The sequence below is a fragment of the Pontiella sulfatireligans genome (assembly GCF_900890705.1).
GTDB lineage: Bacteria > Verrucomicrobiota > Kiritimatiellia > Kiritimatiellales > Pontiellaceae > Pontiella > Pontiella sulfatireligans.
The window spans coordinates 1,835,548-1,862,164 of the sequence record NZ_CAAHFH010000002.1; the positions used below are offsets into that span (position 1 = coordinate 1,835,548).

The 26,617-nt window shown below is 52.2% G+C and carries 13 protein-coding genes; 1 reads left to right on the forward strand and 12 read right to left on the reverse strand.

Annotation, left to right across the window (positions count from 1 at the left end; translation table 11 throughout):
• Window positions 1-22: 22 nt before the first annotated feature.
• The 8 genes from SCARR_RS20585 to SCARR_RS20620 form a co-directional block, all read right to left on the reverse strand.
• The gene (locus SCARR_RS20585) at window positions 23-1,519 is read right to left on the reverse strand and encodes an alkaline phosphatase D family protein (protein WP_136063528.1); all 1,497 of its coding nucleotides are present in this window, start codon (window positions 1,517-1,519) and stop codon (window positions 23-25) included.
• Window positions 1,516-3,102 carry an arylsulfatase gene (locus SCARR_RS20590; protein ID WP_136063529.1) on the reverse strand — a complete coding sequence of 529 codons (1,587 nt, stop codon included), beginning with the start codon at window positions 3,100-3,102 and terminating at the stop codon, window positions 1,516-1,518. Before SCARR_RS20590 ends, SCARR_RS20585 begins: the two co-directional genes overlap by 4 nt.
• A gap of 30 nt (window positions 3,103-3,132) precedes the next feature.
• On the reverse strand, window positions 3,133-5,754 hold the full coding sequence (locus SCARR_RS20595; RefSeq protein ID WP_136064699.1) for a glycosyl hydrolase 115 family protein: 2,622 nt from the start codon (window positions 5,752-5,754) through the stop codon (window positions 3,133-3,135).
• Between the two features lie 139 nt (window positions 5,755-5,893).
• Window positions 5,894-8,497, reverse strand: a complete 2,604-nt coding sequence (locus SCARR_RS20600; RefSeq protein WP_136063530.1) for a glycoside hydrolase family 88 protein — start codon at window positions 8,495-8,497, stop codon at window positions 5,894-5,896.
• Between the two features lie 76 nt (window positions 8,498-8,573).
• Window positions 8,574-10,040 (reverse strand): BNR-4 repeat-containing protein, encoded by a 1,467-nt coding sequence (locus tag SCARR_RS20605; RefSeq protein ID WP_168433491.1) that lies wholly within the window; start codon window positions 10,038-10,040, stop codon window positions 8,574-8,576.
• Between the two features lie 43 nt (window positions 10,041-10,083).
• Entirely contained in the window at window positions 10,084-10,950 is an 867-nt protein-coding gene (locus SCARR_RS20610; protein ID WP_136063532.1) for a DUF4861 family protein, read from the reverse strand.
• Between the two features lie 76 nt (window positions 10,951-11,026).
• Window positions 11,027-11,836: a hypothetical protein gene (locus SCARR_RS20615; RefSeq protein WP_136063533.1), complete on the reverse strand. Its 810-nt coding sequence runs from the start codon at window positions 11,834-11,836 to the stop codon at window positions 11,027-11,029.
• Between the two features lie 199 nt (window positions 11,837-12,035).
• The gene (locus SCARR_RS20620; RefSeq protein ID WP_168433492.1) at window positions 12,036-13,412 is read right to left on the reverse strand and encodes a sulfatase family protein; all 1,377 of its coding nucleotides are present in this window, start codon (window positions 13,410-13,412) and stop codon (window positions 12,036-12,038) included.
• Window positions 13,413-13,818: 406 nt separating this feature from the next.
• Between SCARR_RS20620 and SCARR_RS20625 the strand changes: the two genes are divergently transcribed.
• Window positions 13,819-15,222: a sulfatase family protein gene (locus SCARR_RS20625; protein WP_136063535.1), complete on the forward strand. Its 1,404-nt coding sequence runs from the start codon at window positions 13,819-13,821 to the stop codon at window positions 15,220-15,222.
• 534 nt (window positions 15,223-15,756) lie between these two features.
• Here SCARR_RS20625 and SCARR_RS20630 read toward each other — a convergent pair.
• The 4 genes from SCARR_RS20630 to SCARR_RS20645 all read right to left on the reverse strand — a co-directional run bounded on the left by SCARR_RS20630 (window position 15,757) and on the right by SCARR_RS20645 (window position 26,480).
• Entirely contained in the window at window positions 15,757-19,866 is a 4,110-nt protein-coding gene (locus tag SCARR_RS20630; RefSeq protein WP_136063536.1) for a carbohydrate binding domain-containing protein, read from the reverse strand.
• Complete coding sequence (locus SCARR_RS20635) at window positions 19,863-20,063, reverse strand: hypothetical protein (RefSeq protein WP_136063537.1); 201 nt, start codon at window positions 20,061-20,063, stop codon at window positions 19,863-19,865. Before SCARR_RS20635 ends, SCARR_RS20630 begins: the two co-directional genes overlap by 4 nt.
• Window positions 20,064-20,339: 276 nt before the next feature.
• Window positions 20,340-24,242: a carbohydrate binding domain-containing protein gene (locus SCARR_RS20640; protein ID WP_136063538.1), complete on the reverse strand. Its 3,903-nt coding sequence runs from the start codon at window positions 24,240-24,242 to the stop codon at window positions 20,340-20,342.
• 186 nt (window positions 24,243-24,428) lie between these two features.
• Complete coding sequence (locus tag SCARR_RS20645) at window positions 24,429-26,480, reverse strand: hypothetical protein (protein WP_136063539.1); 2,052 nt, start codon at window positions 26,478-26,480, stop codon at window positions 24,429-24,431.
• Window positions 26,481-26,617: the final 137 nt, after the last annotated feature.

A 26,617-nucleotide genomic window follows, 5' to 3' on the forward strand; every position in this document is an offset into this window, starting at 1 on the left:
TCGGCAGCTCCTCTTCAGTCGTTCAGCCCGGCGTCAGTTGCGAACGGGTGAGTTTGGTTGTATAAATTTCCGTCTCGTTCTCATCCAGCAGTCTGAAGGTGACCGTCGGATCGGCAACCGTTGTATTGAACTCAAACTCACTGAACGCGTATTTATAGGAGATTCCGTAGAGCTGGGTTTCCCATGCTGGATCCGTTGCCGCCAGTCCGCCCCGCCCGCCGCAGCAGGCGCCTTCAAACTCGTAAAACTTAAATCCGCCGGAGCGCGGAATGGTGAAGCCGCGCGCGCCATGCCGATCGCCGGAAATCATCAGCACGCCGGCGATCTTATGTTCCTCGATAAAGCGGAACAGTTCTTCCCGACCTTCGGGATCATATTTTCCCCACGAATCTTTTCCCCCGGAGACATAATCAGAGAACATCGTTCCACACGAAAGGATGATAAAGGGCGCCGTACAAGCCAGCAGCTTTTCCTTCAGCCACGCCATCTGTTCCTTCCCGAGAAACGAATCCCGGCCTTTTGCATGATCACGGAAATAGCGGTTATCGAGCATAATCACATCCGCTGGCCCAATCCGCCGGTGCAGGAACAGTCCTTCGCTTCCGTTGCCATATTCCGGGTTCACCCAAGATTCACGGAAAACCTGCAACGTCCGCTGTCGATCTTCGGCCGAAAACTTTTTCATCACTCCCGACACATCGTTGGCGGCATAATCGTGATCATCCCAGGTTACATACACGGGCATTTCCGAGGCAAAGTTTTGCCAACGCGGTCGGAGATCTCGCAGCAAAACATCATGACGCTGCAATCCGGCATGCCCCAGACGATCCTGCACCGCGACATCGCCGATCATCAGCATCGCCAGCGGCTTGCGGGCGCGGATGGTATCCAAATGCGCATGACCGAGACCCCAGCGATGCCAGCAGCTTCCGAATGCAATACGCGAATTGGGGTGCTGTTCGGGCACGGTACGAATGCACTGCGCGCCAATCGATGCAACCGGATTCCCATCGATCAGAATCTGATACCGATTCTCCGTTCCCGGCTTCAGTCCGCTCACCGCCACCACCGCCGTCAAATCGGTTGTGGCCGAGCTGGCCACCGGACCCAATGTTTGGCCGCCCACCCGCACGCTGACCTGCGCGGGCCGCAACGTGCGCACCCAAACTGACGCGCCTGTTTCAGAAATATTGCCCAGCATCGGGCCGCCCAACAGCGACAGTCCGGCCTCCGCACATAATGCTTGGAAGGGTGAATGGGACAGCAAATCGGCAAACGAAGCCTGCGGATCTGCTTCCAGCACCGCGTAGGCCTGTTTCAACATTTCAATACGCACAGGCGCCTGCTTTTGGTACAAGCTGAAAATCTCGAGACTGGTCGCCAGACCGCCAGCTTTCATCCGTATATGCCCGTACGGATCGGCCCGTCCTTTTTTCTTACTCTTTTTCGCAGCGAACGACCCGACCGGAGCGGCCAGTGCGAACCATCCGGCTGATTGAATAAAGTGACGTCGTCTCATGATTTCTTTTCCTTTTTCTTCGACTTGCTCTTTTTTTGATTCTTTGCAGGTTTCACGCCGACAGACGTTGACCACGCATCATAAAGACCGCGCAGCTCGGCAAAGGTTTCGGGGAATTGTGCTTTCAAGTCGGTGGTTTCATTACGATCGATTTCCATATTGTACAGTGCCCATTCAGAACCTTTAGCGACCGCTTTCCATTTTCCGCGCCGAACGGCCTTACCCGCTTTCCACTGCCAGAAAATGGGCTTCACCCGATCCGTAGCTTCCGCTCCCAGCAAGGCCGGCAGAAAGCTCTCGCCTTGCATGGGCGTGATTTTCTGGTCGCGGAATTCCGAGGGATAGGTCGCACCGGCTAATTCAGCCAGCGTAGGCATGACATCGATAAAATGGAGCGGACGGTGATCAATCGAGCCATGGTTTTTAATTTTTCCCGGCCAATAGGCGATAAATGGAGTGCAGATGCCGCCTTCATAGCTGTCGTTCTTATAGAAACGGAAAGGCGTATTGCTGACGTTTGCCCAGTTTTTGCCCAGCGATGCCCAGTAAGACATGGAACCGATTGGCCCGGTTCCACCGACCCCTTTCTCGGCGAATACCGGGGAACTTCCATTGTCGGACGCGAAAAGAATCAAGGTATTGTCGAGTTCTCCCAGTGCTTCGAGCTGGACGAGCAGTTTGCCAATATTCTGATCCACGCAATCAATCATCGCCGCATAGACCTCCATACGTTCCTCTTCCTTTTTCCGCTCATCATTCGAAAGAGAATCCCAGCCACTGAAGGTCGGGTCGGAGAGTTTCATCGCCGGATCAGCCAGCCCCAGTTCCACCATCTTTTCATAGCGAGCGGTTCGAATGGCCTCATAACCGGCGCTGTATTTTCCGCGGTATTTCGCGATGTCCCGCGGCCAGGCCTGCAGCGGATCGTGCGGTGCGGTGTAGGCAAGGTAGAGGAAGAAGGGTTTCTCCTCTCTCTTGTATTCTTCGAGATAGGAGATCGCGTATTTCGTAAAGTAGTCGGTCGAGTAAAAATCCTTTTCCGGCGGGGTGTACGGAGTGAAGGTTTGATCATCAATACACCACGCACGCTGGCCGGGATTTTTCTGCGCGGGCTGTGGCTCACCGGGGCGCGGATGGCCGGGATTAAAATGATTACTGGCGCCGTCCCGCAAACCGAACCAGCGTTCGAAACCCTTCTCATAGAGACTCTGCTCGCTATGATGTTTTCCTGCGGCCAATGTTCGATAGCCCGCCGAACGCAGGACATCGCCCAGCGTAACCGCATCGCGGATGCCGCTGAATTTAGTGTGCATGCCGCACTGCTGGGCATACACCCCGGTCAGCAGACAAGCACGCGATGGATAACATTTTGAGGTATTGTGCATCTGGGAAAAACGCATCCCCCGCTCCGCCAAATGGTCGAGGTTCGGCGTATTGATCTCTCCGCCGTAACACCCGATATCGGAATAACCCATATCGTCGACCAGAATGAAAATAATATTAGGGCGCGGGTCGCCCCGCGTCGCATGCACCGTAAATAACGCGAGGAGTCCCGCCACCAAAATGAACTTATACTGTTTCATGTTAATCTACCTTTTAATCAGGGTTGTCCTTTAAGACGCAGGCGTTTCTGTTTGAATTGATTCAATAATCATTTTTTCCAAAACAACATTGTCGTCTATTCGGAAAATCTTCAGCACGTGTTCTCCCGGGCTGATGCCTACAAATCTGACATCGATCGTATGCTTGTTGTTAACCACTGCTTTAGCCCAGGCTTTTTCCTCTGCTGTATGCTGACCAGCCCCCGTTGCATGTAAATCAAAGTTGAGGATTTGCACGGGCTCATCGTCTATCGTCACAGCCAAACGCATACCGCCCTGGCCTATTGTGTCCAGTGTCGGGCTCAGCTCTAGGGTGACGTTTGCACTACCGTAAAAGGGTTGCTCTATTTTATACGTCAGAGCAACGTTGTCGCTGACACGGGTTGCTGCTTTGCCCTGTGGCAGGGCCACCACGGCGGCGCTGGATTGCCCCAAATGCTCTACTCGGGTCCAAGTTAATCCATTGTTATTGTGCGCGTTGCTGAACTCGCCTGCATTGATTATTTGAATATGGACTGGTTGGGGCATCTCCACAAAGCTCACTGCGATGTCATTTTTTACGCCATCTACTTTAGATACCGGGGGCATAATCTGCTGTTCGGGATGCCTCCACGTGACGTAGCTCATATGTATCTGATTAATCATGCCATCCCATTTGCCATCGTTAATCTGATGATACTGATCCGTCAGCTCCGCATCGCGCTGAAAGTTGCGCGTTACGATCTGTTGAAAGTGATTAGCGCGGGCGTCCCCTTCTTCGGCCAGTACTTTATTCCAGGCCGCTGCGAAATACATTTCGTACAGGTTACTCATCGCGGAAATCGGCCATTCGACGAGTTGGAAAAATGCAGCGTAGTGCTCTTCACCTATCTTCGCTTTCACGCGTATCATGTCACGTTGTAGCTGTCGCCATTTTTTTACATGTTGGTAGAACGGACCCCCTTTAAGGCTTGGTAGACCGATGCTCCCGATGGCGAAGGTATTCTGGTTCAGCAGCTCAGGTTTACGCGTTGCTGCGTAGGTACCATAACGTTGAATTAACCCGGCGATCTCAAGGGCCAGTTCACGGCCAAACGTTTGTTCCGCAAAACCGGTCGCGTATTGTGCCAACGCCTGAGTATCCATCGCTTCAGGATCCCATGCCATGGTAAGAAAGAAGTCGATAGGGTACTCAATGGGCTTGAGATCACCTACGTTAACCACCCACAAATCTCTCGCGCCACGTTGATAGGACAAGTCCATTTGCTGCCAGACCTTGCCAATTTGAATGGTGTTGTTCCATTTGTAATTTCGAGGTACTCCTACGTAATCAAAGTGATAGTAAACGCCAAAGCCCCCTTCTCGATCCAACTCTTTTGTGGGCAATCGGCGTACCAGCCCCCAGTTATCGTCGGCGAACAACAAGGTAACGTCATCAGGCACCGTCATGCCTTTTTCGTAGTAGTCTAATACTTCTTTGTACAGCGCCCATACCTGGGGCGTAGCATCAGCCGGAGCGTCCGTCACATCCGCAATAATGTCTCTTTGATCGCTGACGATTTTTTCCAATAAATCGATCGCAGTACCTTCTGACATCGGCTCGTCGCCATCCCCTCTCATCCCAACCGTGACGAGTGATTCATAGGACGATCCATTGCCTTTAGACATCATGCGCTCGATGCCGGCACGCCAAAACGTTTTAATATTTTCGCTATTCGTTTCGTAATCCCACTCACCAACCCCAATGCATGGATTGCGTGTTTTTCGACGCCACTCTGCGTGGGCTCGCGCCATTGGCTCGTGATGGGACGTGCCCATAACAATCCCCATGTTATCGGCTAACGCAGTATTCTTTGGATCATCCAAATGAAACGACTTGCCCCACATAGCAGGCCAAATGTAGTTCCCTTTCAAGCGCAGTATCAAATCGAACACCCGTTCATACATCCCCGAATTAACACCACCGAACTTCTTCTCAGCCCAGCCCTTTAATGCCGGATCTTCGTCATTAATGAAAATGCCGCGATAGCGCACTTTGGGTTGATCCGTCACGCTGCCTGCAGTAACAAATACATTTTTATGCTGCACAGTAGGGACATCAGCAAACCAATACCAAGGGGACACACCCATTTGTTCGGAAAGATCAAAGGCGCCATAAATTGCACCGCGACGATCAGCGCCCACAATCACCAACACATGCTCAACATCTGGCCATGGCTTTTCAACAACGGCTACTTGAAAAGCTTCCCATTCACCTTTAATGGTGGAGATGTCTACCTTTCCTTGTGAAACAAGATCGTCAATGAGCGGGTGGTTGCCCAGAACACCCATTAAAACGGCTGGGTGTTTAAGGGTATCGCCGGCTTCAATAATGCGGGTCGCAGAACCGCCTATTTTATATAAATCTTCGGCGAAAGCTGTTGCGCCCCGTTTTACAGCCGGATCAGCGCTCTCAGAAATGACGATGGGCAGCGGTTGGCCATTGTTGATAAGAGGCATGCCGCTCTTACCTTCAAAGCAAACCGACGCGGGTGGTTCACTGGCAAATACGCCAGATGATGAGATCACACACACAAACAATGCAGTTTGTATGATTGCCCGCAGGGTGAGTTTTCGGCTAGCCGTTGCGATGACCTGCCGAGCAGTCAACAACATCTCTGCCTCCCGCAGCATTCCGATGATCTGTTCTGTAGTGTATTTCTTAATTGTCATGAGGCCGTCCTTATCCGTTTTATCCCCGCAGAATACTAACTCTGAGAGTGGGTTCGTTCACTGATACGTTAATTGATTAAAGTTACTCCGCGAGAGGAACCTGTTTATAGAGCTGTTTTCGCATTTGCTTCAGGATCTCCTGGTGTTCCGGGCTGGACACTAGATTCGTCCATTCATGAGGGTCATTCCGGTGGTCATACAGTTCTTCCTCGCCATTTCGGCAACGAATGTAACGATGGCGCTCCGACCGCACACTGAAGTGCTGATTGTCTGCTTTGGCCGGCACATTCCGCTCCGCGGGAACCTTGGAAGCGCAAGCAGAAATGGAAACCGACGGACCGGACCATTTTCCGTCCGCGGGGTTTTCAAGCAACGGTCTCAATGAAACCCCGTCGAGCGTGTGCCCGGGAGCCGATAGGCCGGAATAATCGACGCAGGTCGGATAGAGGTCAATCAGTGAGACCGGCGTTGTGCATTGACGGTTTTTCGCCACGCCCGGCCCGCTAATAACCAGCGGGATTCTGACGCTCTCTTCCCACGGGGAATACTTAAAGAGAAAATCCTTTTCGCCCATATGATACCCATGGTCGCTCGTAAAGATCACCAGCGTGTTCTCTGCATACGGACTGTCTTCCAGTGCATGGAGAACCTGACCAATCATATCGTCCGCAAATGCCACACAGGCCAGATAAGCCTGAGTCCACGCCCGCAATCGCTCCTCCCCTCCATTCTTCATGATGGAATCGTACTTTTCCCATCCCCACGGATGGGCGAGATCGTGCTGCTCCGTCAAAATTTTCGCACAATCCGCCGCATCGTTTTCGAGGAGAGGTGTCAGCTCAACCGATTCAAGGGGAAAGAGGTCAAAGTATTTCTTCGGAGCATACAAAGGGGTATGGGGTCGTGAAAACCCGACGGTCAGAAGAAAAGGTTTGTCGTGTTTCTTCCCCAGAAAACCAACCGCTTCGGCCGCATGCACTTCATCGGGCAGCGGGTCGCGGTCGTGTCCGTTTCTATATTCCCAGGGCTTCCCGTGATAAAAGGAGGTCCATCCATACCCTTCTCCGAAAGACGAGAGATCCTCAACGGGGCCAAATCCATCGCCCCATCCACTCCCCTTACGCCAGTCCTCCGGCCACCACGGGGGGGCGATTCCGTGTTTTTTATTTTCGGGCTTCCCATTGTTGGGAACGGGACCGAAGCTCGGGAGGCTGCCAAATCCGGGAAACCCATCCTCATTTTCAAATATACTCAGAACCTCGTGTCCGTTGTGATGGATTTTACCGGTGGAAAAGTTCCTATATCCGTTGGCCGTAAAGTGCTCAAACAGCGACTTTGTTTTTCCAATGACTGGATTTTCATTCCAATGATCCGTTGGCCGGCCCGTACCATAAAAACCAGAGGCATGCGGATACAGTCCGCTCCACAAACTGGCACGCGATGGTCCGCACAGCGGGCAGTTCGATGCCGCATTCGCAAAGCGCACCCCTCCCTTGATCAAGCGGTCGATATGGGGCGTCTTGGCCTGCGGATGGCCCCCCATTCCCGCGATCGTATCGTTCAGGTCGTCGCAGATAATGACGACGATATTCGGAGGAGACTTCGTTTGGGCCAATGCAACCAACTCTGTAGTTTCTGTTACTAGCCAGAGAAAGGGGGCCTGACCGTGAAAATCGCCCAACGTCCGGGGTCGGTTTAGATAAAATTCGATATCGTCCTGCTGTCCGGTGCCAATGCAAATCTCGCGGAGTTGGCCCTTTCGGTCCACATGGGCACACAGGGCCTTAACGGCCTGCTTCACTGCCGGTTCATAATCTGATGCATCCAACCAGCCGCGATTGAGGCCGACACTCATGGCAAAGGCAAACATGGCGGTACCGGAACTTTCAGCCCAAGCGTATTCATAGTCGATGAGCTGACGCCACATGCCGTTGTCGGATTGATAGGCCAGAAGCGATGCCATCATCTTCCGGTATGCTTTCATAATCTCGGGCTGGAGTTTGTGATCGGCAGGCAAATCGCTGAGTACTTCGGCCAGACTGACAGCGACCCAACCGTTACCGCGTCCCCAATGGTAGTGAAATTTAGGACCGTGATAGAACAAACCATTATCCGTTTGGAGCTTCTTAAGATAAGCGGCCAATTGCAGGGCCGCACGATCGGCGTACTTCATCTCTTTGGTCGCTCTATAGGCCTGAATCTGAAGCATCCCCACCATATACATATCGTCAATCCACCAGCGTGTCTGGGAGGTTAGACCGTCTTCTCGGGGCTTTTCCCACTGCTGATCCGCAAACCACAATCCCAGCTCGAGATGCCGTTTGTCGCCGTTAATCATATAGATCTGTAGCGAGAGAGCCCCGGTGACAAACTGATCGACATGCGGATGGCGGGAAATGAGATCGTTGCCCGGTTCCAGTAGTTTTTCGTAGCGGGCAATGATTCGTTCAAGCCGTTCGGTGTCGTTTTGCTTTTGAGCAAAGCGAAGAGCCCCAACTGCCGCACACGTTTCGGCATAATGAAGTCCCTGATCTCCATAATACATGGTTCCGCGGGAAAGCAGGTTGTCAATGACACGGCCGGCAAGTTCCTTGGGATCATTACTCGGGACCCCCGAAAGGTTGGTGTCCGCCATTGAAACAGTGATGCTGGTTAGCAGGACTAGAGAAGTGATGATTGATTTCATATTTTTGGTTCCTTGAATCTCGGTCAGTTTTTAGTAGTTAAACGGGCGGCGGAACGGCGGAGCGTGCAACGTTTGATTAGGATGATGGGTGCAGCAGAAAAGCCTTTGCTGTTGGAGCATCCTCATCCTTCCAGCCATAGAACAGCAACATGCCATCAACGATTTCACCGTTTGGTTCTACAACCGGCTGGATATGATTGAAGCGCCATCCGGGATACCGTTTTCTATCCGGCGTCAGATCCCGGAACTTTCTCCAGGTCTCCCCGTTATCCGCTGAAATCCACTCCTCAACGTTGCCGCCTCCACGATCATCCATATAGCCGCCCCGACGATACCCTTTGCCAGTGATTAGGTATGCGTGAATGACGCCGTCTTCACCATGGATAAGATGGCCGCTGTTCCAGTAATGGTTTGAATGAGTAATTCTGGTTTTTCGCCATTCTCCGTTTTCGCGACGGACATAATAAAAGTCATGCTTCGTCAGAGACGTCTCACCAGTGAGTATGTGCAGAAAGGTTGGCTCATCGTTCTTATCCAATGCGATGGCCGGAGGAATGCCTGCCCCCCGCCAATCCGTGTCCCAGATAAGACAATGCTTCTTTGAGTAATCGAGATCGATCGGCGTCGTCAGCGTTTTTCCGTCCGCATTGACCACCTCATAAGTCTCTAGGTTGATCTTTACGTAATGAAGATTGTATTTCCGAATATCAACCTTCTTATCGTAACGCGGATTGAAGAGGCGCTCATTAGCCTTCTCTGTAATATTGTCGTCATAGTCAATATAGGCCATATGTAAATATTTTCCATCACGACTCGGCAAAGCAGTTCGATAAGCGGACCAGTCGGTTCTCCCCTTGATGTCTAGGTCGGTGACGTCCTGCTCCGGCCCAACCCATGTTTTTCCGTTGTCATCGCTGATGCGATACGTCCACGAGCTGGTATGCCCATCGGTTCGATAGGTGATGACTTCTTTGTCATCATAAATGCGGAAAACCGTTTGGTAAGAAATCTGAGGAGCAATTTGGGGAGCCTCCTCCCATTCGATATCCACCACTCCTGCGGCGACAGGCTTGCTTGAGACAAGGTGTATGCCCGGCGTCCTGTGGCATCCATGGAGCACGTGCAGGAAATCGGATTCGTCAGCCCATATAATGGGGCTGTAATGGTGATCGGCATTCCTGGGTCCGATACGTACGGGTTCAGTGAACGTGCGCGATGTTGGATCATAACTGATGAACATCGGGTAGGCGTCACCCTTGAGGTTCTTTGTCGGGGTCGCGTCAGCATTGTAGACGATGTAGAGACGCCCATGCAGCAGGACAGACTGCGGTCGCTGCCGTGCGTCGTAAAGCATGTTGCGCTTTCCTCCGCTGCCGAATTCCAATATTTCGAATGCTTTTGGTTCTGCTTCCTTACAAGCAGCAACCTGCTCCACAGAGTTCTCTTCGATGTCCTCGGTTGATTGAGCGAATAGGTGCCCAGAAGCGAAGAGGCAACCTGCACCAATAAAAATTGGCAACAAAGCTGAAATCGTGTTTCTCATAACATATGCCCTTATTAACATTAAAAAAAAATACTTCCCGTTTCTACCGATTCAAATGGCTCTCCGCGCAACGTTGCTCAAAACGTTGGCGGCTGATTCCTGCCTCTTTTTCGCAGGCGCTGATAATCCAGGTTGAGAGCATTTTTGTCGGCTTCGAAACCAGCAGGATTTCGCTATCTGTTCTAACTGTTTTAGCAACGTCGCCGGGATTATAGAACACGGCGGCACCGATGGCTTGCGGGGATGCCGCCACATCTTCCGGGTGGATGCCCCACGTGCCGATATACTGATCGCCCTCGAAGGTGTCCGTGGTCTCCCAATAATTAATCCCGGTCACAAATTCGACCGGATCATCGCAAAGCGCGAACGCCTCCACCTTCATCTCCCGAATGCCGGTAAAGGCCGAAACACGAATCAGGATATCCACTGTTCCACCCTTATACGGAACGTCCTCGGAAAGCATTTCAATTTGGGAAAAGCTGGCCTCTTTGCGGACCCGGGCCGTGCGCATGGAAACCGGATCAAGCCGGACGACGTTGCCATTATCCCACAGGCGTACGCCCCCGATCCCAATGGTCGGCCCAACCTTGTATTGATCGGAACCCCAGCCCGCCTGTTGCTGCTCTTCGGTCGGATACCATGAAGCACCCGCCAGTTCCAGGCCGGCCCGTTGCTTGTTATAGACATCGAGCGCGCACTTTTTGTCGAAATAGATCCTCACCCCCATCCACTCGTTTTCAATCGCCGGGCCGTGATGCGCCAGCTTCTGGAACAGGTTCCCGCTTTCGGAGTGGATCTCAGATTCCTGCGTTGCTTTGTCTTTCCATTTCAGGCTGACATCCGTCCGGTTGTCGGCCCGGGAAAATCCCGAGAGAACCAGGAGTGCCACTATTGTCATTATGACTTTCATCGTATTTCCTGTTCGTTCCTGGTTATGAATGCTGTTTTTCTCCTGCATATTCAAATACGCACCCCTATTGATGAATTTATAGAATTCTTTGATCTTCAACTATTCCGTTCCGGCCAGCAGCACGCATCGGTGTCGTCACCCAGACCGGATCTTTTTCGGCTTGCGGATAGACCCCCTTTCCAGATGCGCTAATCAGTCCTATCGTGGCTGGCTCCGAGATGGCGGCGGTTGCCGTAAACTTCGTCACTCCGAAGTTGACACCAGCACCTCCGATTGCAGGACCTTCTGCGCTCAGGAGGTAGCCAATAGAGTCGATGCTTTTGAACGTAGGAGTAGCCGCCGCTCCGATTACTGAGACGCCAGCTATAGTTGATGGATCATAGGCGTACCAGTTTGCGGTTAATGCATTGACGCGGTACGAGGTGGCATGAGAGGCAGAAGCATCGGAAATGTAGAACTTCCCAGCTTCTTCGATCACAAAGTGCATCGTAGCCGAATTCAGCCTTGTGGTTTTAGAGACAAAGGCAGAGCCGATTTTTATGACATCCACGCCAGCTTCGAAGCTAACGCCGGGGGTCTTGAACGTGAACAAGGCTTCCCCTCCATTTTCGGTGGAGTCGTTCATCCGAATGAACGTTCCGTTTGCAGCTTTTAAACTCACAAGAGTCGTCGAGCGCTCGTTCATGGCGGCATAGATGGCCGGACCGGTATAGTTTACGCCGGCGGAGGCGTATGTCGGAGTTGTCGTATTCAGCACGAAAGACGAGGGTGTGTTGTCAGAGTCGGCTAGAATCTGAGTGGCTGCGTCGAAATCCACGACCACAACGGCTTGTGCCGCCACGGAAAGCAACCCCATCATAATGGTAAATACATATCTCATCTTCATTGCATTATCGCCTTTGTTTGCCTGTATTCATTTTCTTATTTGAAAGCGTATGTTAGCTCTCAGGCCAAAACATTCAATCCCTAGAAGTGAACGCCGAATGCTAAAAAATGAACCCGGTTTACTCGGCTCTCCCTTATGGTTTCTGGCTGGTGATTTTGTGCGGGTTGAGCAGTCCTTGCAGCAGTCCGTATTCTTTCATCTATTTCTGACTTCTGATTTCCTTCCACAGCGCACTGGTTCTCGTGACACGCTCCGGTGCTTCCAGCTCGGTCGCCCAGCCTTGATCCCCCTGCGCCAGCATCCAGGCATCGAGTTGCTTGATGAGATCCTGTTTAACGGATTTAAGCTCCGGTTGATCGATGAGGTTAACGAGGCAATACGGATCTTTTTTGATATCGTAGAGTTCTTCCGCCGGACGATGCGTCATGCGATTAATATAGGCCTGTGCATCGACATCACCGTTGAGAGCCAGCGCCGCAAGTTCTGAACGTTTGGGGTTCAGCTCCGGGACAAAGGGGTTCGTCGCATGAAACGTGATCGGGCGCTCCGGTTTCAGGTTGCGAATATAGCGATAGCGTTCGCTCACGACCGTTCGCATGCCATAGGGCTCTTTGTTTCCATTCACGCCCGTCATGGTCTGGGATCCATAGGAATAGTTTTTATGCTGCTTTTTGCCCTTCAGGACGGCCAGAAACGATTTCCCATCGACGGGCGCAACCAGTTTCCCGCCGGCGGCCTCAACGAACGTTGGAACCACGTCGCCATATTCGACCAGCGCTTCGGTTTCGGTGCCAGGCTTCACGTTACCGGGCCAGCGAACAATAAGCCCGCTCGACAGGCTGTGTTCATAGTTGTTCCACTTTCCGAACGGGAACGAACTACCCTGCTCCGTGGCGACCATCACCAGCGTGTTGTCTTTGACCTTATATTCATCCAGATACGAGAGGCATTCCCCGACCTGCTGATCAAAGAAGGTGCATTCTGCAAGGTACTTGTGATAGTCGCTCCGATACTTAGGGGTATCAAAAATATTGGGAGGCAGCACCAACTGTTGCGGGTCGTAAGCATCGGGGTTGCCACGGGTATACGGGCCATGCGGATCATACGAAGCAGCAAACAGGCAGAACGGCGTGTCCGATTCCGTGCATTCCTCAATGAACTGCTTGAGCTGCGGGTTGCGAATCACGACCTCTTTTGCCGGAGTGTTCTTGTTGTCGCTATAGCCATGTTCCATGCCGTCAAGATATTCGAAGGGAAAGACGGATTCAGGATTAATATGTGTCTTCCCCACCAGCGCCACGCGATAACCCTGCGCTTTCAGATGATGCACAATACTTTTTGTGCCGGGATTTGCGAAGGTGTGATTGGGGTACGCCCCGCTGTGGATCGGATAGATTCCGGTGTAGAGATTATGGCGCGTCGGCGAGCACATGGCTGCAGCCTGATAACATCGATTAAACTTCAGCCCCTCTTCAGCCAACGCATTGAGATGCGGTGTTTTGGCTTGTCCGCCATAAACCTCCAGATCCCGGAAGGTGCAATCATCGGCTAAAATGAACATTAAATTTGGTTTCACGGGTTTCGCAAAAGCGGAGCAGTTCAACAGGATCAATAAGGGTATCAATAGGCGCATTGGAGTTTCCTTTTTTGTATAGCGTATCTTTCTACTTGAGAGCCTCTTGCAAAACCCTTTGGGTTTGCGAGGCGGTTATTCGTTAAAAGTTATTGGTTATTAGCCCACCAGATTCAACAGGCGAGTTCTTTCTATGGGTACACCATAAACCCCCGAAACATTCACGCAACCCATGTTATCGAAACAAAAATCCAAAAAAATGAAACTCCACATGGAGGTACCGCCCCATGAATTTAGGAAGCACCGTTGGAATTTCACTATTAACGATAATGAATTCAAAACCACCCGTTGACACCAACATGCACTCTATGAACAATTGAGGTTTAATTATAATAATGAGCCATCCATTATGAAAATACTTACTCCAAACTCCATGAAACACCGTCTACTCCTCTGCTGCCTGTTGCCATTCGTTTCATTGGCCGCTCCAACCCAACCCAACCTTATTTTTCTTATGGCCGACGACTGTACCTATACCGATCTCGGCGTATATGGAGGACAAGCGTTCACGCCCAACCTGGATCGCCTCGCCAGACAGGGGATGAGATTTGACAATTGTTGGCAAACCGCACCCATGTGCGCCCCGACCCGGATGAATATTCTAACCGGCACCTATCCAGTTAAATCAGGGGCCTACCCAAATCACAGTCAGGTTGACCCCGAAATAAAAAGCGTTTTCCACTTCCTCAAACCCGTCGGATACCGCATTGCAATGTCCGGAAAAACACATATCAGCCCCCGAACGGTATTTGACTTCGAATACTATTCGGTGAACAAGGATCCGGACTTCACCGTTGTCCGGAAATTCATCCGCGAGTGCCAGAATACAGATACACCGTTCTGCCTGTTCCTGATGTCGAACCATCCGCATGATCCATGGGACGCGGGAGATCCGACGCGCTACCCACCCGATCAACTGGAGCTTCCACCACACTGGGTGGATACGCCCGAGACGCGAGATTGCTATTCGCGCTATCTTGCAGAGATCACGGAGTTTGACCGGGAAGTCGGCCAAACCATGACATTGCTTGACCAGGAAGGGCTTGCCGACGACACCGCTTTGATGGTTGCCAGCGAACAAGGCAGCGCATTCCCCTTCGCCAAATGGACGTGCTATGCAGAAGGATTACGCAGCGGAATGATTGTGCGCTGGCCGGGACAGATCAAGCCCGACGCAACAAGCCAGGCCATGGTCGAGTATTCCGATATCCTTCCAACCCTGCTTTCGATCGCAGCAGTCGAACCGACCCCATCGATTCAAGGAAAAAGCTTCCTCCCTGTGCTACGTGGCGAAACCAATTTTCATAAGAACTATACGTTTGGCATCCATACATCGACCGGCATCAAGTGCAGCACGCAACCGTTCGGGATTCGCTCGGTTCGAGACCAACGATATTCCTACATCCGGAACCTGCACCCGAACAACCGCTTCCAAAATGTGATCAACAATAATCCCGATGCCGAATACTACCCATCCTGGAAAATGAATGCTGCTCAAGGCAATACCAAAGCCGCCGCAAAGATCCTCCGGTATGAACAGCGCCCGGCGGAGGAATTGTATGACCGAAAACTAGATCCTCTTGAACTGAACAACCTAGCCGACCTCCCGGAATATACATCCAAGAAGGAGGAACTGTCACAACAGTTGGATAGCTGGATGCGGCAGCAAGGCGATCAAGGATGCATCACAGAAGAAAACGCTGCGGAACACTATGCAACATGGTATCGCGAGAAGCTCGGACTGCCGGATTAGAGCGTTCTAAGAAAGAATATACCTACCCAATGAAACTCCGAGCGACTGCTTTTTTGAACCATGACCTCTGGTCATTATTTTCTCCGCAAATTATCGGTCGCTACGCTCGCGGGACGGGATCACAGGATTTTCAGGATGTGGTTGAATGGAATCCTGCTCAATCCCAACCCATATTCCGTAAATTGATTTTAATTGCTTGTTTTCCGCACCTATTGCAGTGCTTGAGCTTCGGGGCTCTCTGCCAAGAGGATCAACCGGATAAAATCCCGTTCATCCAGTTCATCCGGTCAAAAAATATTCCAGCTTAGCTGTCTCTCCATAAAAATTATCGTAGAGTCGCCAATTTATATCGCGTAAGCGGTCCTACACCCCCGATTAAGTCGCGCTTACATCTCTGAGAATCTTTTGTTCGATCAAAATTCCTGTTCTCCACAAAACTCCATACAGAACCTTTGTTTCCCAAATCACGGAATGGTTCAGATACAAAAAACGCCCCGGAAACGGGGCGCATTCATTGTGATAAACCAGCACCACCTACGGGGTGAACTCGATCTGCAAACGAATAAACTGCTGGTCTTCCTCGTCGGTTGGAATCCAGTTGGTGACGGCATTGAAGTTAGTAATTCCCGACGTTCCGCTACCTACCTTATAGGCGCTGCCGTCGGCCCAGTTCGTGTTGACCAAGTCGGTTCCCACGTCAAGAATAGTAGTCAGCCCGCGTTCGACGGCATCGTCACGCTCAAAGTAAACAAACTCGATGTAGTTTGTTCCACTATCTTCCATTTGCGACTGCACGGGGGTGTTGCCTTGGTCGTCTCCATCCACCGGACTTCCTCCCAGCGCATATTCTGCGAGGTTGGCCAGCAGATCGTTATCGGCATGATCCCCAAAATTTGTGGTTCCACCGAGCCCGGGATATTCAGCAATCCACTGATCCCACATGGATACCGGCGTCGCTTCACTATTCATTGGCTCAGGCATCACGGCAGGCGCGCTCATCAACACCACACTGACATCATCCAGGTCAAAGGTGGATGAGGCCCCGGCTTCAACCCAAAGGCGGATGGAAGAGATTGTCTCCTCCGAAGGCAACCTGAAGGTGTACTCAATAAGTTTCCAATCGGATGTAATACCCCACGGCTCCGAGGACGATGTGGTGGCGTCGAGCGCACAGTGGACGTTAACGGTTTGAGCTCCGCTGGTCGAACGCACCCAGGCCCGATACCGATAGGTGGCTCCCGCGAGGAAAGCGGAAGCTGCCAGCTCCGGCGAGGGTGATTGGTACGTACAGGCGAGTCCGTAGGAACCCCGCCGAGCCGCGTTCGTCGCAACGCTACCGGATGCAACAGACACGTCCCAACCCGTCAGGTCAGCCGGGGTTTCAAATCCCAGATTGGAAACATAGTTTTTGCGCAGGCCGTCGTTCTGAACCTGAGCGAGTCCTGAAATGGTAAAGAAGGAACGGACATAGCCGCGCTGACTACGATCCGTGTTGCCGACATCGTTCCAGGCCTGCTGAACCCATGGCGTGAGATCCGTATCCACCACATGGGCCATGGCAGCAATCGTCGCGATCCCGCCTTCGGTCGCTTTATTACCTTTGTAGACTACATTTACGTTGGTACAGGTGCCATCCAGCTCATAATCGTTCAAAAGATTGTCCACCCCGATTCCGGCAGCCCACGCGGCCACCTTGTTGAACGATTCCAGTAAGCCGGCATCCATGTCCTGCGGATAATTGATCATCGAATTCAAATACCGGTCCCACACTTTCTCGGTTGGGTCGTCGCAGTACCGAGCCCAATCCTCCTTGCCTGAATGTTCCACCGGATTTCCCTGCAGGTCACTGGTAGCGGGGACCAGCCCGGTTACGGGATGCGAACCGCGCAACAGCCATTGGTTCTGGGCATGGGGCGCTAAATCATAAAACTCAGCGTCTACAGAAGCTCCGAATTCAGCCGCCAACCGGCACCCCAGCGGTTGCATGTAGGTACACTCTGTGTAGGCATCCAGCCCGAGAGAATCGTTCGGGAACATTTTAATAATGCCCTTTCCATACCCCGCGGCGTTATTGGCGGAATAAATCACCTCTCTATCAGAGGCCGGGTCTTCAAAACCCTTATGTGCCTGCCAAAAGGCCGCGTGGCGATCCGCCAATTCAAGGTATCGTGGTTCGCGCCATTTTGCGTACGCTTGATATAAAACGGTTGCCAGCCCGTAATCGTGTCCCTGACCCACATACGTGGAGCGATATTCTTCGCCGCTTTCGTAAACGGTAGCGTTGAAAAACCACTGTCCGACGACAGCATCCCAGTGCCAATGATAATCCTCAAACAGGTTGACGCCTTGGTCGAACATGGCCTTGTCATTCTCGCCCATAAGAATGCATGGCAGCCATTCGACCGCATGCCTCGAGCTCACCTCGCCAGAAGAATCATCCAGGGCGTAGATGGTATTCGTATCGCCCCGGAAATGGTCAGAAGTCGTGTAATAATCGTGCAGCATATTTGCGCTTACTGTAGCCCGCGCGGCCTCAAACTGAGCATCCGTTTTGCCCAGCAGGGTTTTAAAGAGGTTGGGTACGTCCCGGGAGACCCGTTCGATCCACTTCACATTCAGACGGTCATACACCAATTGCTCTTCTTCCACGGAGAGCTGATGGTCAAAAACAACCACCTCGGCCACCTTTCCGTTATAGGTCTTTCCGAGAAACAGCTGATCCATATCGGTCAAGCCGGATGCCGTTCCCACCGCAATGGCGGGAGCCGCATCTGAGGAAGTCCACAGCTCGACCTCAAAATCCGGATGATCAATCAACACTTCCTGCCCACCTGCCTGTGCCGTAAACTTCGTCACTCCGAAGTTGACACCACCACCTCCGCTTGCAGGACCCTCTGCGCTCAGGAGGTAGCCAATAGAGTCGATGCTTGCGAACGCAGGAGTAGCAGCCGCTCCGATTACTGAGACGCCAGCTATAGTTGATGGATCATAGGCGTACCAGTTTGCGGTTAATGCATTGACGCTGTACGAGGTGGCATGAGAGGCAGAGGCATCGGAAATGTAGAACTGCCCGGCTTCTTCGACCACAAAGCGCATCGTGGCCGAATCCAACCTTGCGGCTGAAGAGACAAAGGCAGAACCGATGCTTAAGACATCCACGCCGGCTTTGAAGCTAACGCCGGGGGTCTTGAACATGAACAAGGCTTCCCCTCCATTTGCGGTGGAGTCGTTCATCCGAATCTGCGTTCCGGCTCCAGCCATTAAAGACATAAGCACCGAGGAGCGCTCGTTCATGGCGGCATAGATAGCCGGACCGGTATAGTTTACGCCGTCGGAGGCGTATGTCGGAGTTCCCGTATCCAGCGCGAAAGACGCGCCTGTGCGGCCGGAGTCGACTAGAACCTGAGTGGCTTCATCGAAATCCACTACCAAAGCGGCTGGTGCCGCTGAATCCGGCCAATACACCGCGAAAACCTGAAATTCATTCACCGGCGCATCAAACACACAGCGCATAAAACGACTCACAGGCAGATCCAGCGCATTGATTCCGTTAAAACTGTTTTCAACATAGATCGGGTGTTTGGAAGTCAAGGCATCTACCTGTCCGACACCATAAACTCCATCCCAGCCGGTTACCCGTTGGTCGGTTGCATCAATCGAGAAGCGGTAATGCTCTTTTGCGTCCATCTGAAAGACACATCCATCAATGCCTTCCCAAACCGGCACCTCCAGCTCGGGTGCCTCGATCACCGACAGCACCGACAGCACGCCGTTGGACGGGGTTGTGGTGAATTGGTACCCGCCCGAAGCGTCATCAATCCAGATTCCTGAGCCTACAGAAGTTTCGGTAAAGTCCTGCACATTGAAGGTTGCATCCCAAGTCGCAGTGCCTTGCTTGGCTGGATCAGGAGTAACAAGATCAACAATCGTCCAGGAATCGCCGACCATCGTGCCGGCGGCCGTTAAATCAAAAATAAAGGTACCATTCCCTTTGAATTCCGGCTGCCAAGAGGTCGGATTGGAATCAACTATTTTTTTATTCACGCCGTTCGCCCCGATTTCAAACGTCATGGAACCCGCGGCCCCCAACACCAGGCTTCCCTGTTTTTCGAGTTGCCAATCTCCGCCGATGACCTTTGTCGCACCGTTAAGTTGAACTTTGCTTGTAGACTTTCCTCCCGTAAAAATAACGTCGCCTCCGGTGGTATTGTCAAAATCACCGTTGAACTCCAGCGTGTCAGCGCCGTCGATGATAAGCGTATGGGGTTTTTCGCTGACGGCAAATTCCACCTTGGAATTGATGGTCACGGTTCCCGCTCCATCTAGTAGCGTAATGGATGTATTGCCTAAATTACCCGCCGTCAAATTGTTGCCGCTAATCGACCATGCTCCATTCGGATTTGGACCGAACACGATATCGGATCGCTTCAGCGCAGTGCTGGTATCATTGGTTGTGGCCACATTAACCGTATCGTTCGTAAAATAGAGATCGGTTGTTCCCAGTGCGCCGGGTTTGGCCAGCCCGACCCAGTTGTTGGTTTCGGACCAGTTTCCATTAACCACACCGGTCCAGTCATATTCATCCGCAAATGCAATGCCCACCATTGCGCTCATTGCCATTATCGCTAATATGCATTTTTTCATGATTCCACCGCTCCTTTTATTTGGTCATTGATGGCACGGCCTGACTCCAAGCTTACTCTGGCACCGCTTTCTTCACGTATACCTAAAATAAGACAATCCACCATTCTTTCAATCCCTAGTAACGAATCTAAAATCGGCAAAAACGAAACCCCCTTTTCCAATATCGCGATAACGCTCGTTCTGTTTAATCCTGACATTGTTTGATCTCCCCTTCTATAGATCTGTGTAGAGAACGTTTACCTTCGCGAAGCGAATGAAACGTTGTGCTGAACACCGCTTCCCTCATTCTTCGGGTAAGCGGTCCTACACCCCCGGTTAAGTCGCGCTTAAATCTCTGAGAATCTTTTGTTCGATTGAATTCCTGTTCTCCACAAAACTCCATACAGAACCTTTGTTTCCCAAATCACGGAATGGTTCAGATACAAAAAACGCCCCGAAAACGGGGCGCATTTATTTTGCTAAACCAGCACCACCTACGGGGCGAACTCGATCTGCAGGCGGATGAACAGCTGGTCTTCCGCGTCGGTTGGAATCCAGTTGGTGACGGCATTGAAGTTAGTAATTCCCGACGCTCCGCTACCTACCTTATAGGCGCTGCCGTCGGCCCAGTTCGTGTTGACCAAATCGGTTCCCACATCAAGAATAGTAACCAGCCCGCGTTCGACGGCATCGTCGCGTTCGTAGTAAACAATCTCAATATAATTTGATCCATCGGAAGAAATCATGGTCTGAGTTGCCGTGTTGCCTTGGTCGTCTCCATCCACCGGACTTCCTCCCAGCGCATATTCTACAAGATTGACCAGCAGATCGTTATCGGCATGATCCCCAAAATTTGTGGTGCCACCGAGCTCGGGATATTCAGCAATCCACTGATTCCACCAGGATGCAGGCGTCACTTCACTATTCATTGGCTCAGACATCACGGCAGGCGCGCTCATCAACACCACACTGACATCATCCAGGTCATAGGTGACTGCCGGGCCGGCTTCAACCCAAAGGCGGATGGAGGAGGTTGTCTCCTCTGAAGGCAACCTGAAGGTGTATTCAACAAGCTTCCAATCGGATGTAATACCCCACGGCTCCGAGGTCGATGTGGTGGCGTCAAGCGCACAGTGGACGTTAACGGTTTGAGCTCCGCTGGTCGAACGCACCCAGGCCCGATACCGATAGGTGGCTCCCGCGAGGAAAGCGGAAGCTGCCAGCTCCGGCGAGGGTGATTGGTACGTACAGGCGAGTCCGTAGGAACCCCGCCGAGCTGCGTTCGTCGCAACGCTACCGGATGCAACAGACACGTCCCAACCCGTCAGGTCAGCCGGTGTTTCAAATCCCAGATTGGAAACATAGTTTTTGCGCAGGCCGTCGTTCTGAACCTGAGCGAGTCCTGAAATGGTAAAGAAGGAACGGACATAGCCGCGCTGACTACGATCCGTGTTGCCGACATCGTTCCAGGCCTGCTGAACCCAGGATGTGAGGTCGGTATCCACTACCTGTGCCAGGGCGGCGATGGTGGCAATTCCACCTTCGGTTGCTCCGCCGTTTTTGTAGACTACCTGCTGGTTGGTTCGGGTGCCGTCCAGCGCATAGTCGTTCTGGAAATTATTGACCCCGATTCCGGCAGCCCACGCAGCGACTTTATTAAGCGACTCCAGTAAGTCGGCGTCCATATCCTGCGGATAATTGATCATGGAGTTCACATATCGATCCCACACTTTTTCGGTGGGATCGTTGCAGTAGCGGGCCCACTGCTCATCTTTGTGTTCCACAGGATTTCCCTGCAGGTCGCTGGTGGCAGGAACCAGCCCGGTTACGGGATGCGATGAGCGCAGCAGCCACTGGTTCTGGGCATGGGGTGCCAAATCATAAAACGTTGCGTCAACGTCGGCACCAAAGTCCGCCGCCAACCGGCAGCCGAGCGGTTTTTGATAGGTGCATTCCGTATAGGCATCCAGCCCGAGCGAATCGCCCCGGAACATTTTGATCACGCCCTTTCCGTAACCTGCGCTGTTGTCGGCCGAGAAAATCATTTCCTGGTCGGCTTCAGGATCTTCAAAGCTACTGTGAGCCTGCCAGAAGGAAGCATGGCGATCGGCCAGTTCGAGGTAGCGCGGTTCGCGCCATTTTGCGTAGGCCTGATAGAGAACGCTGGCCAGCATGTAATGGTTTCCCTGTCCCGAATACGTCCCGCGGTATTCGTCGCCGCTATCGTAAATGGTATCATAAAAATACCACTGCCCGACCACGGAATCCCAGCGCCAATGATAATCCTCAAACAGGTTGACGCCTTTGTCGAATAGGGTCTTATCATTCAGGCTGAGGAGAATGCACTCCAGCCATTCGCCCTGATGCGCCGACACCACTTCGTCATCTTTCAGACCCTGGCAGAAGATGGTATTGGTATCGCCGCGGAACCCTTCTGAAGTCGTGTAATAATCGTGCAGCAAATTTGAGCTCACCGTGGCCAGTGCATCGGCAAATTGAGCATCCGTTTTGCCCAGCAGGGTTTTAAAGAGGTTGGGTACGTCCCGGGAGACCCGTTCGATCCACTTCACATTCAGACGGTCATACACCAATTGCTCTTCTACCACGGAGAGCTGATGGTCAAAAACAACCACCTCGGCCACCTTTCCGTTATAGGTCTTTCCGAGAAACAGCTGATCCATATCGGTCAAGCCGGATGCCGTTCCCACCGCAATGGCGGGAGCCGCATCTGAGGAAGTCCACAGCTCGACCTCAAAATCCGGATGATCAATCAACACTTCCTGCCCACCTGCCTGTGCCGTAAACTTCGTCACCCCGAAGTTGACACCACCACCTCCGATTGCAGGACCCTCTGCGCTCATGAGGTAGCCAATAGAGTCGATGCTTGCGAACGCAGGAGTAGCAGCCGCTCCGATTACTGAGACGCCAGCTATAGTTGATGGATCATAGGCGTACCAGTTTACAGTTAATGCATTGACGCTGTACGAGGTGGCATGAGAGGCAGAGGCATCGGAAATGTAGAACTGCCCGGCTTCTTCGACCACAAAGCGCATCGTGGCCGAATCCAACCTTGCGGCTGTGGAGACAAAAGCAGAACCGATGTTTAAGACATCCACGCCGGCTTTGAAGCTAACGCCGGGGGTCTTGAACATGAACAAGGCTTCCCCTCCATTTGCGGTGGAGTCGTTCATCCGAATCTGCGTTCCGGCTCCAGCCTTTAAAGACATAAGCATCTTGGTCCCAGCTAAGCGCTCATTCATGGCGGCATAGATAGCCGGACCGGTATAGTTTGTGCCATCGGAGGCGTATGTCGGAGTTCCCGTATCCAGCGCGAAAGACGCGCCTGTTAAGCCGGAGTCGACTAGAACCTGAGTGGCGTCATCGAAATCCACTACCAAAGCGGCTGGTGCCGCTGAATCCGACCAATACACCACAAAAACCTGAAATTCATTCACCGGCGCATCAAATACACAGTCCAGATAACAATCCGCAGGAAGATCCAATACATTGATTCCGTTAAAACCGCTTTCAACATAGAGCGGGCGTCTAGAAGTCGAGGCATCTACCTGTCCGACACCATAAACTCCATCCCAGCCGGTTACCCGTTGGTCGGTTGAATCAATCGCGAAGCGGTAATGCTCTTTTGCGTCCATCTGAAAGACACATCCATCAATGCCTTCCCAAACCGGCACATCCAGCTCGACGGTCGGCGGGGGCGGAGTGCCGGCGGTTGCCGTAAACTTCGTCACTCCGAAGTTGACACCATCACCACCGATTGCAGGACCATCTGCGCTCAGGAGGTAGCCAATAGAGTCGATGCTTGCGAACGCAGGAGTAGCAGCCGCTCCGATTACTGAGACGCCAGCTATCGTTGATGGATCATAGGCGAACCAGTTTGCGGTTAATGCATTGACGCTGTACGAGGTGGCATGAGAGGCAGAGGCATCGGAAATGTAGAACTGCCCGGCTTCTTCGACCACAAAGCGCATCGTGGCCGAATCTAGCCTTGCGGCTGTAGAGACAAAGGCAGAACCGATGTTTAAGACATCCATACCGGCTTCGAAGCTAACGGCGGGAGTCTTGAACATGAACAAGGCTTCCCCTCCATTTGCGGTGGAGTCGTTCATCCGAATTCTCGTTCCGTCTCCAGGCTTTAAAGACATAAGCGTCGCGGAGTGCTCGTTCATGGCGGCATAGATAGCCGGACCGGTATAGTTTACGCCGTCGGGGGCGTATGTCGGAGTCCCCGTATCCAGCGCGAAAGACGCGCCTGTGAGGCCGGAGTCGACTAGAACCTGAGTGGCGTCATCGAAATCCACTACCAAAGCGGCCTGTGCCGCGCACGAAAAGGCAGCAAGTATCGCTATAACGCTCTTTCTATTAAATTCCGTCTTCATTTTATTCTCCTCTTTTTATGAACTGTGTAGAGAACGTTTACCTTCGCGAAGCGAATGAAACGTTGTGCTGAACACCGCTTCCCTCATTCTTCGGTTCAGAACCTTTGTATCCCAAATCACGGAATGGTTCAGATATAAAAAACGCCCCGCAAACGGGGCGCATTCAATCTACCAAACCAGCACCACCTACGGCGTGAACTCGATCTGCAAACGAATAAACTGTTTGTCTTCCACCTCAGTTGGAATCCAGTTCGTGACCGCATTATATCCCGATACGGCCGAAGTACCACTGCCGATTTCATAACCACTGCCGTCTGCCCAGTTGGTATAGACCAGATCAGTTCCCACCGTGAGAATCGAGACCAAACCTCGGGTTGCCGCATCATCGCGCTCGAAGTAGATATACTCGATTACATTGGTCGCACCACTCAACTGCGACTGTACCGGAGTGTTGCCCTGGTCTACCGGGTTGGATGGATCGCCGCCGAATGCATATTCGGACAGGTTGTCGACCATATCGCTGTCGCCATGGTCGAGCAGGCCGGTGTTGGCGCCGACTCCGGGATATCCACCAAGCCAGTCGTTCCAGAGCGAGGTCGGGGTGACGGTCAGCGTGCCAGCCTGCGCGTCGAAGCTTGTAACGGCCATACGCGGATATTTGTGCAGAGCGGCGTTTGTTAAAATCGTCGCCTGTGTCCAGAAACCAATCGCCTCGATGTCCTGCAACGATGGAGTCGCCGCATTCGAAATGGCTGCAACATTCGACTCCGGATCGTAGTCGAACCAGGAAAGTTCCGACGCCTCTGCGGTCAGATCAACATACACATCGTCCGTAATCAACCCCGCGGAGTTGTCGATATTGGTTACGGTCGCACTGATATAATAGCTGCCCGCATCTTGCACCACCCAGCGGAAGCTGGCCGATTTCAGGCGTGCGGGATCCTTTGGATCAAAATTAACCGATGCGTTGAGGGTATCGTTCGTGGAAGCCATGAAGACAGTTCCCGCATCAAGGCCGTTCAGGAAGTCTTCCTTTTGAAACAGAAAAATACCGGTGGAAATATCGTCTTCCGCGTTTTTCCCCGCATCACTCGTTCCGCGAGGCCCATTCCACTGCAGCGCGCATCCTGTACTATTATTAAAAGCAAGAGCGGCATTATTGGAGGCGGGATCCACCGACGTATATACATCAAACCCGGCATAAATCGGCTGCCCCGAATAATTCGTGGAAACAGGTAAACTCGGGGTGTTCATGTCCAGCAAGAAGGGAATGTATTCATAGAATACGTTGTTCGTGATCTGGCTGAAATCAAAGTCGACCGCCAGTAACGCCGGAGGCGGCGGAGTCCCAATCACCGACAGTACACCGTTGGATGGGGTCGTGATGAATTGGTACGCCATTGCGCCATCGACCCAGACTCCTGAGCCTACAGAAGTTTCGGTAAAGCCCTGCACATTGAAGGGTGCATCCCAAGTCGCCTTGCCTTGCTTGGCTGGATCAGGAGTAACAAGATCAACAATCGTCCAGGAATCGCCGACCGTCGTGCCGGCGGCCGTTAAATCAAAAATAAAGGTACCATTCCCGTTGAATTTCGGCTTCCAACTGGTCGGATTGGAATCAACTATTTTTTTATTCACGCCGTTCGCCCCGATTTCAAACGTCATGGAACCCACGGCCCCCAACACCAGGCTTCCCTGTTTTTGGAGTTGCCAATCTCCGCCGATGACCTTTGTCGCACCGTTAAGTTGAACTATGCTTCCAGAGAGTCCTCCCTCAAAAATAACGTCGCCTCCGGTGGTATTGTCAAAATCACCGTTGAACTCCAGCGTGTCAGCGCCGTCGAGGGTAAGCGTATGGTTTTTTTCACTGACGGCAAATTCCACCTTGGAATTGATGGTCACGGTTCCCGCTCCATCTTGTAGCGTAATGGATGTATTGCCTAAATTACCCGCCGTCAAATTGTTGCCACTAATCGACCACGCTCCATTCGTATTTGGACCGAACACGATATCGGATCGCTTCAGCGCAGTGCTGGTATCATTGGTTGTGGCCACATTAACCGTATCGTTCGTAAAATAGAGATCGGTTGTTCCCAGTCCGGCGGGTTTTTCCAGCCCGACCCAGTTGTTGGTTTCGGACCAGTTTCCATTAACGCTTCCGTTCCAGTCATAATCCACCGCAAACGCGACGCCCACCATTGCGCTCATTGCCATTATAGTTAATATGCATTTTTTCATGATTCCACCTCTCCTGTTATTTTGTCATTGATGGCACCGCCTGACTCCAAGCTTACTCTGCCACCGCATTCTTCATGTGTACCTAATATAAGGAAATCAACCATCCTTTCAATCCCTAGTAACGAATCTAAAATCGG

What these genes read in the sequence shown, in the direction of transcription:
- SCARR_RS20585 (WP_136063528.1), bottom strand. Translation starts at nt 1,519, where the DNA reads ATGAGACGACGTCACTTTATTCAATCAGCCGGATGGTTCGCACTGGCC.
- SCARR_RS20590 (WP_136063529.1), bottom strand. Translation starts at nt 3,102, where the DNA reads ATGAAACAGTATAAGTTCATTTTGGTGGCGGGACTCCTCGCGTTATTT.
- SCARR_RS20595 (WP_136064699.1), bottom strand. Translation starts at nt 5,754, where the DNA reads ATGTTGTTGACTGCTCGGCAGGTCATCGCAACGGCTAGCCGAAAACTC.
- SCARR_RS20600 (WP_136063530.1), bottom strand. Translation starts at nt 8,497, where the DNA reads ATGAAATCAATCATCACTTCTCTAGTCCTGCTAACCAGCATCACTGTT.
- SCARR_RS20605 (WP_168433491.1), bottom strand. Translation starts at nt 10,040, where the DNA reads ATGAGAAACACGATTTCAGCTTTGTTGCCAATTTTTATTGGTGCAGGT.
- SCARR_RS20610 (WP_136063532.1), bottom strand. Translation starts at nt 10,950, where the DNA reads ATGAAAGTCATAATGACAATAGTGGCACTCCTGGTTCTCTCGGGATTT.
- SCARR_RS20615 (WP_136063533.1), bottom strand. Translation starts at nt 11,836, where the DNA reads ATGAAGATGAGATATGTATTTACCATTATGATGGGGTTGCTTTCCGTG.
- SCARR_RS20625 (WP_136063535.1), top strand. Translation starts at nt 13,819, where the DNA reads ATGAAAATACTTACTCCAAACTCCATGAAACACCGTCTACTCCTCTGC.
- SCARR_RS20630 (WP_136063536.1), bottom strand. Translation starts at nt 19,866, where the DNA reads ATGAAAAAATGCATATTAGCGATAATGGCAATGAGCGCAATGGTGGGC.
- SCARR_RS20635 (WP_136063537.1), bottom strand. Translation starts at nt 20,063, where the DNA reads ATGTCAGGATTAAACAGAACGAGCGTTATCGCGATATTGGAAAAGGGG.
- SCARR_RS20640 (WP_136063538.1), bottom strand. Translation starts at nt 24,242, where the DNA reads ATGAAGACGGAATTTAATAGAAAGAGCGTTATAGCGATACTTGCTGCC.
- SCARR_RS20645 (WP_136063539.1), bottom strand. Translation starts at nt 26,480, where the DNA reads ATGAAAAAATGCATATTAACTATAATGGCAATGAGCGCAATGGTGGGC.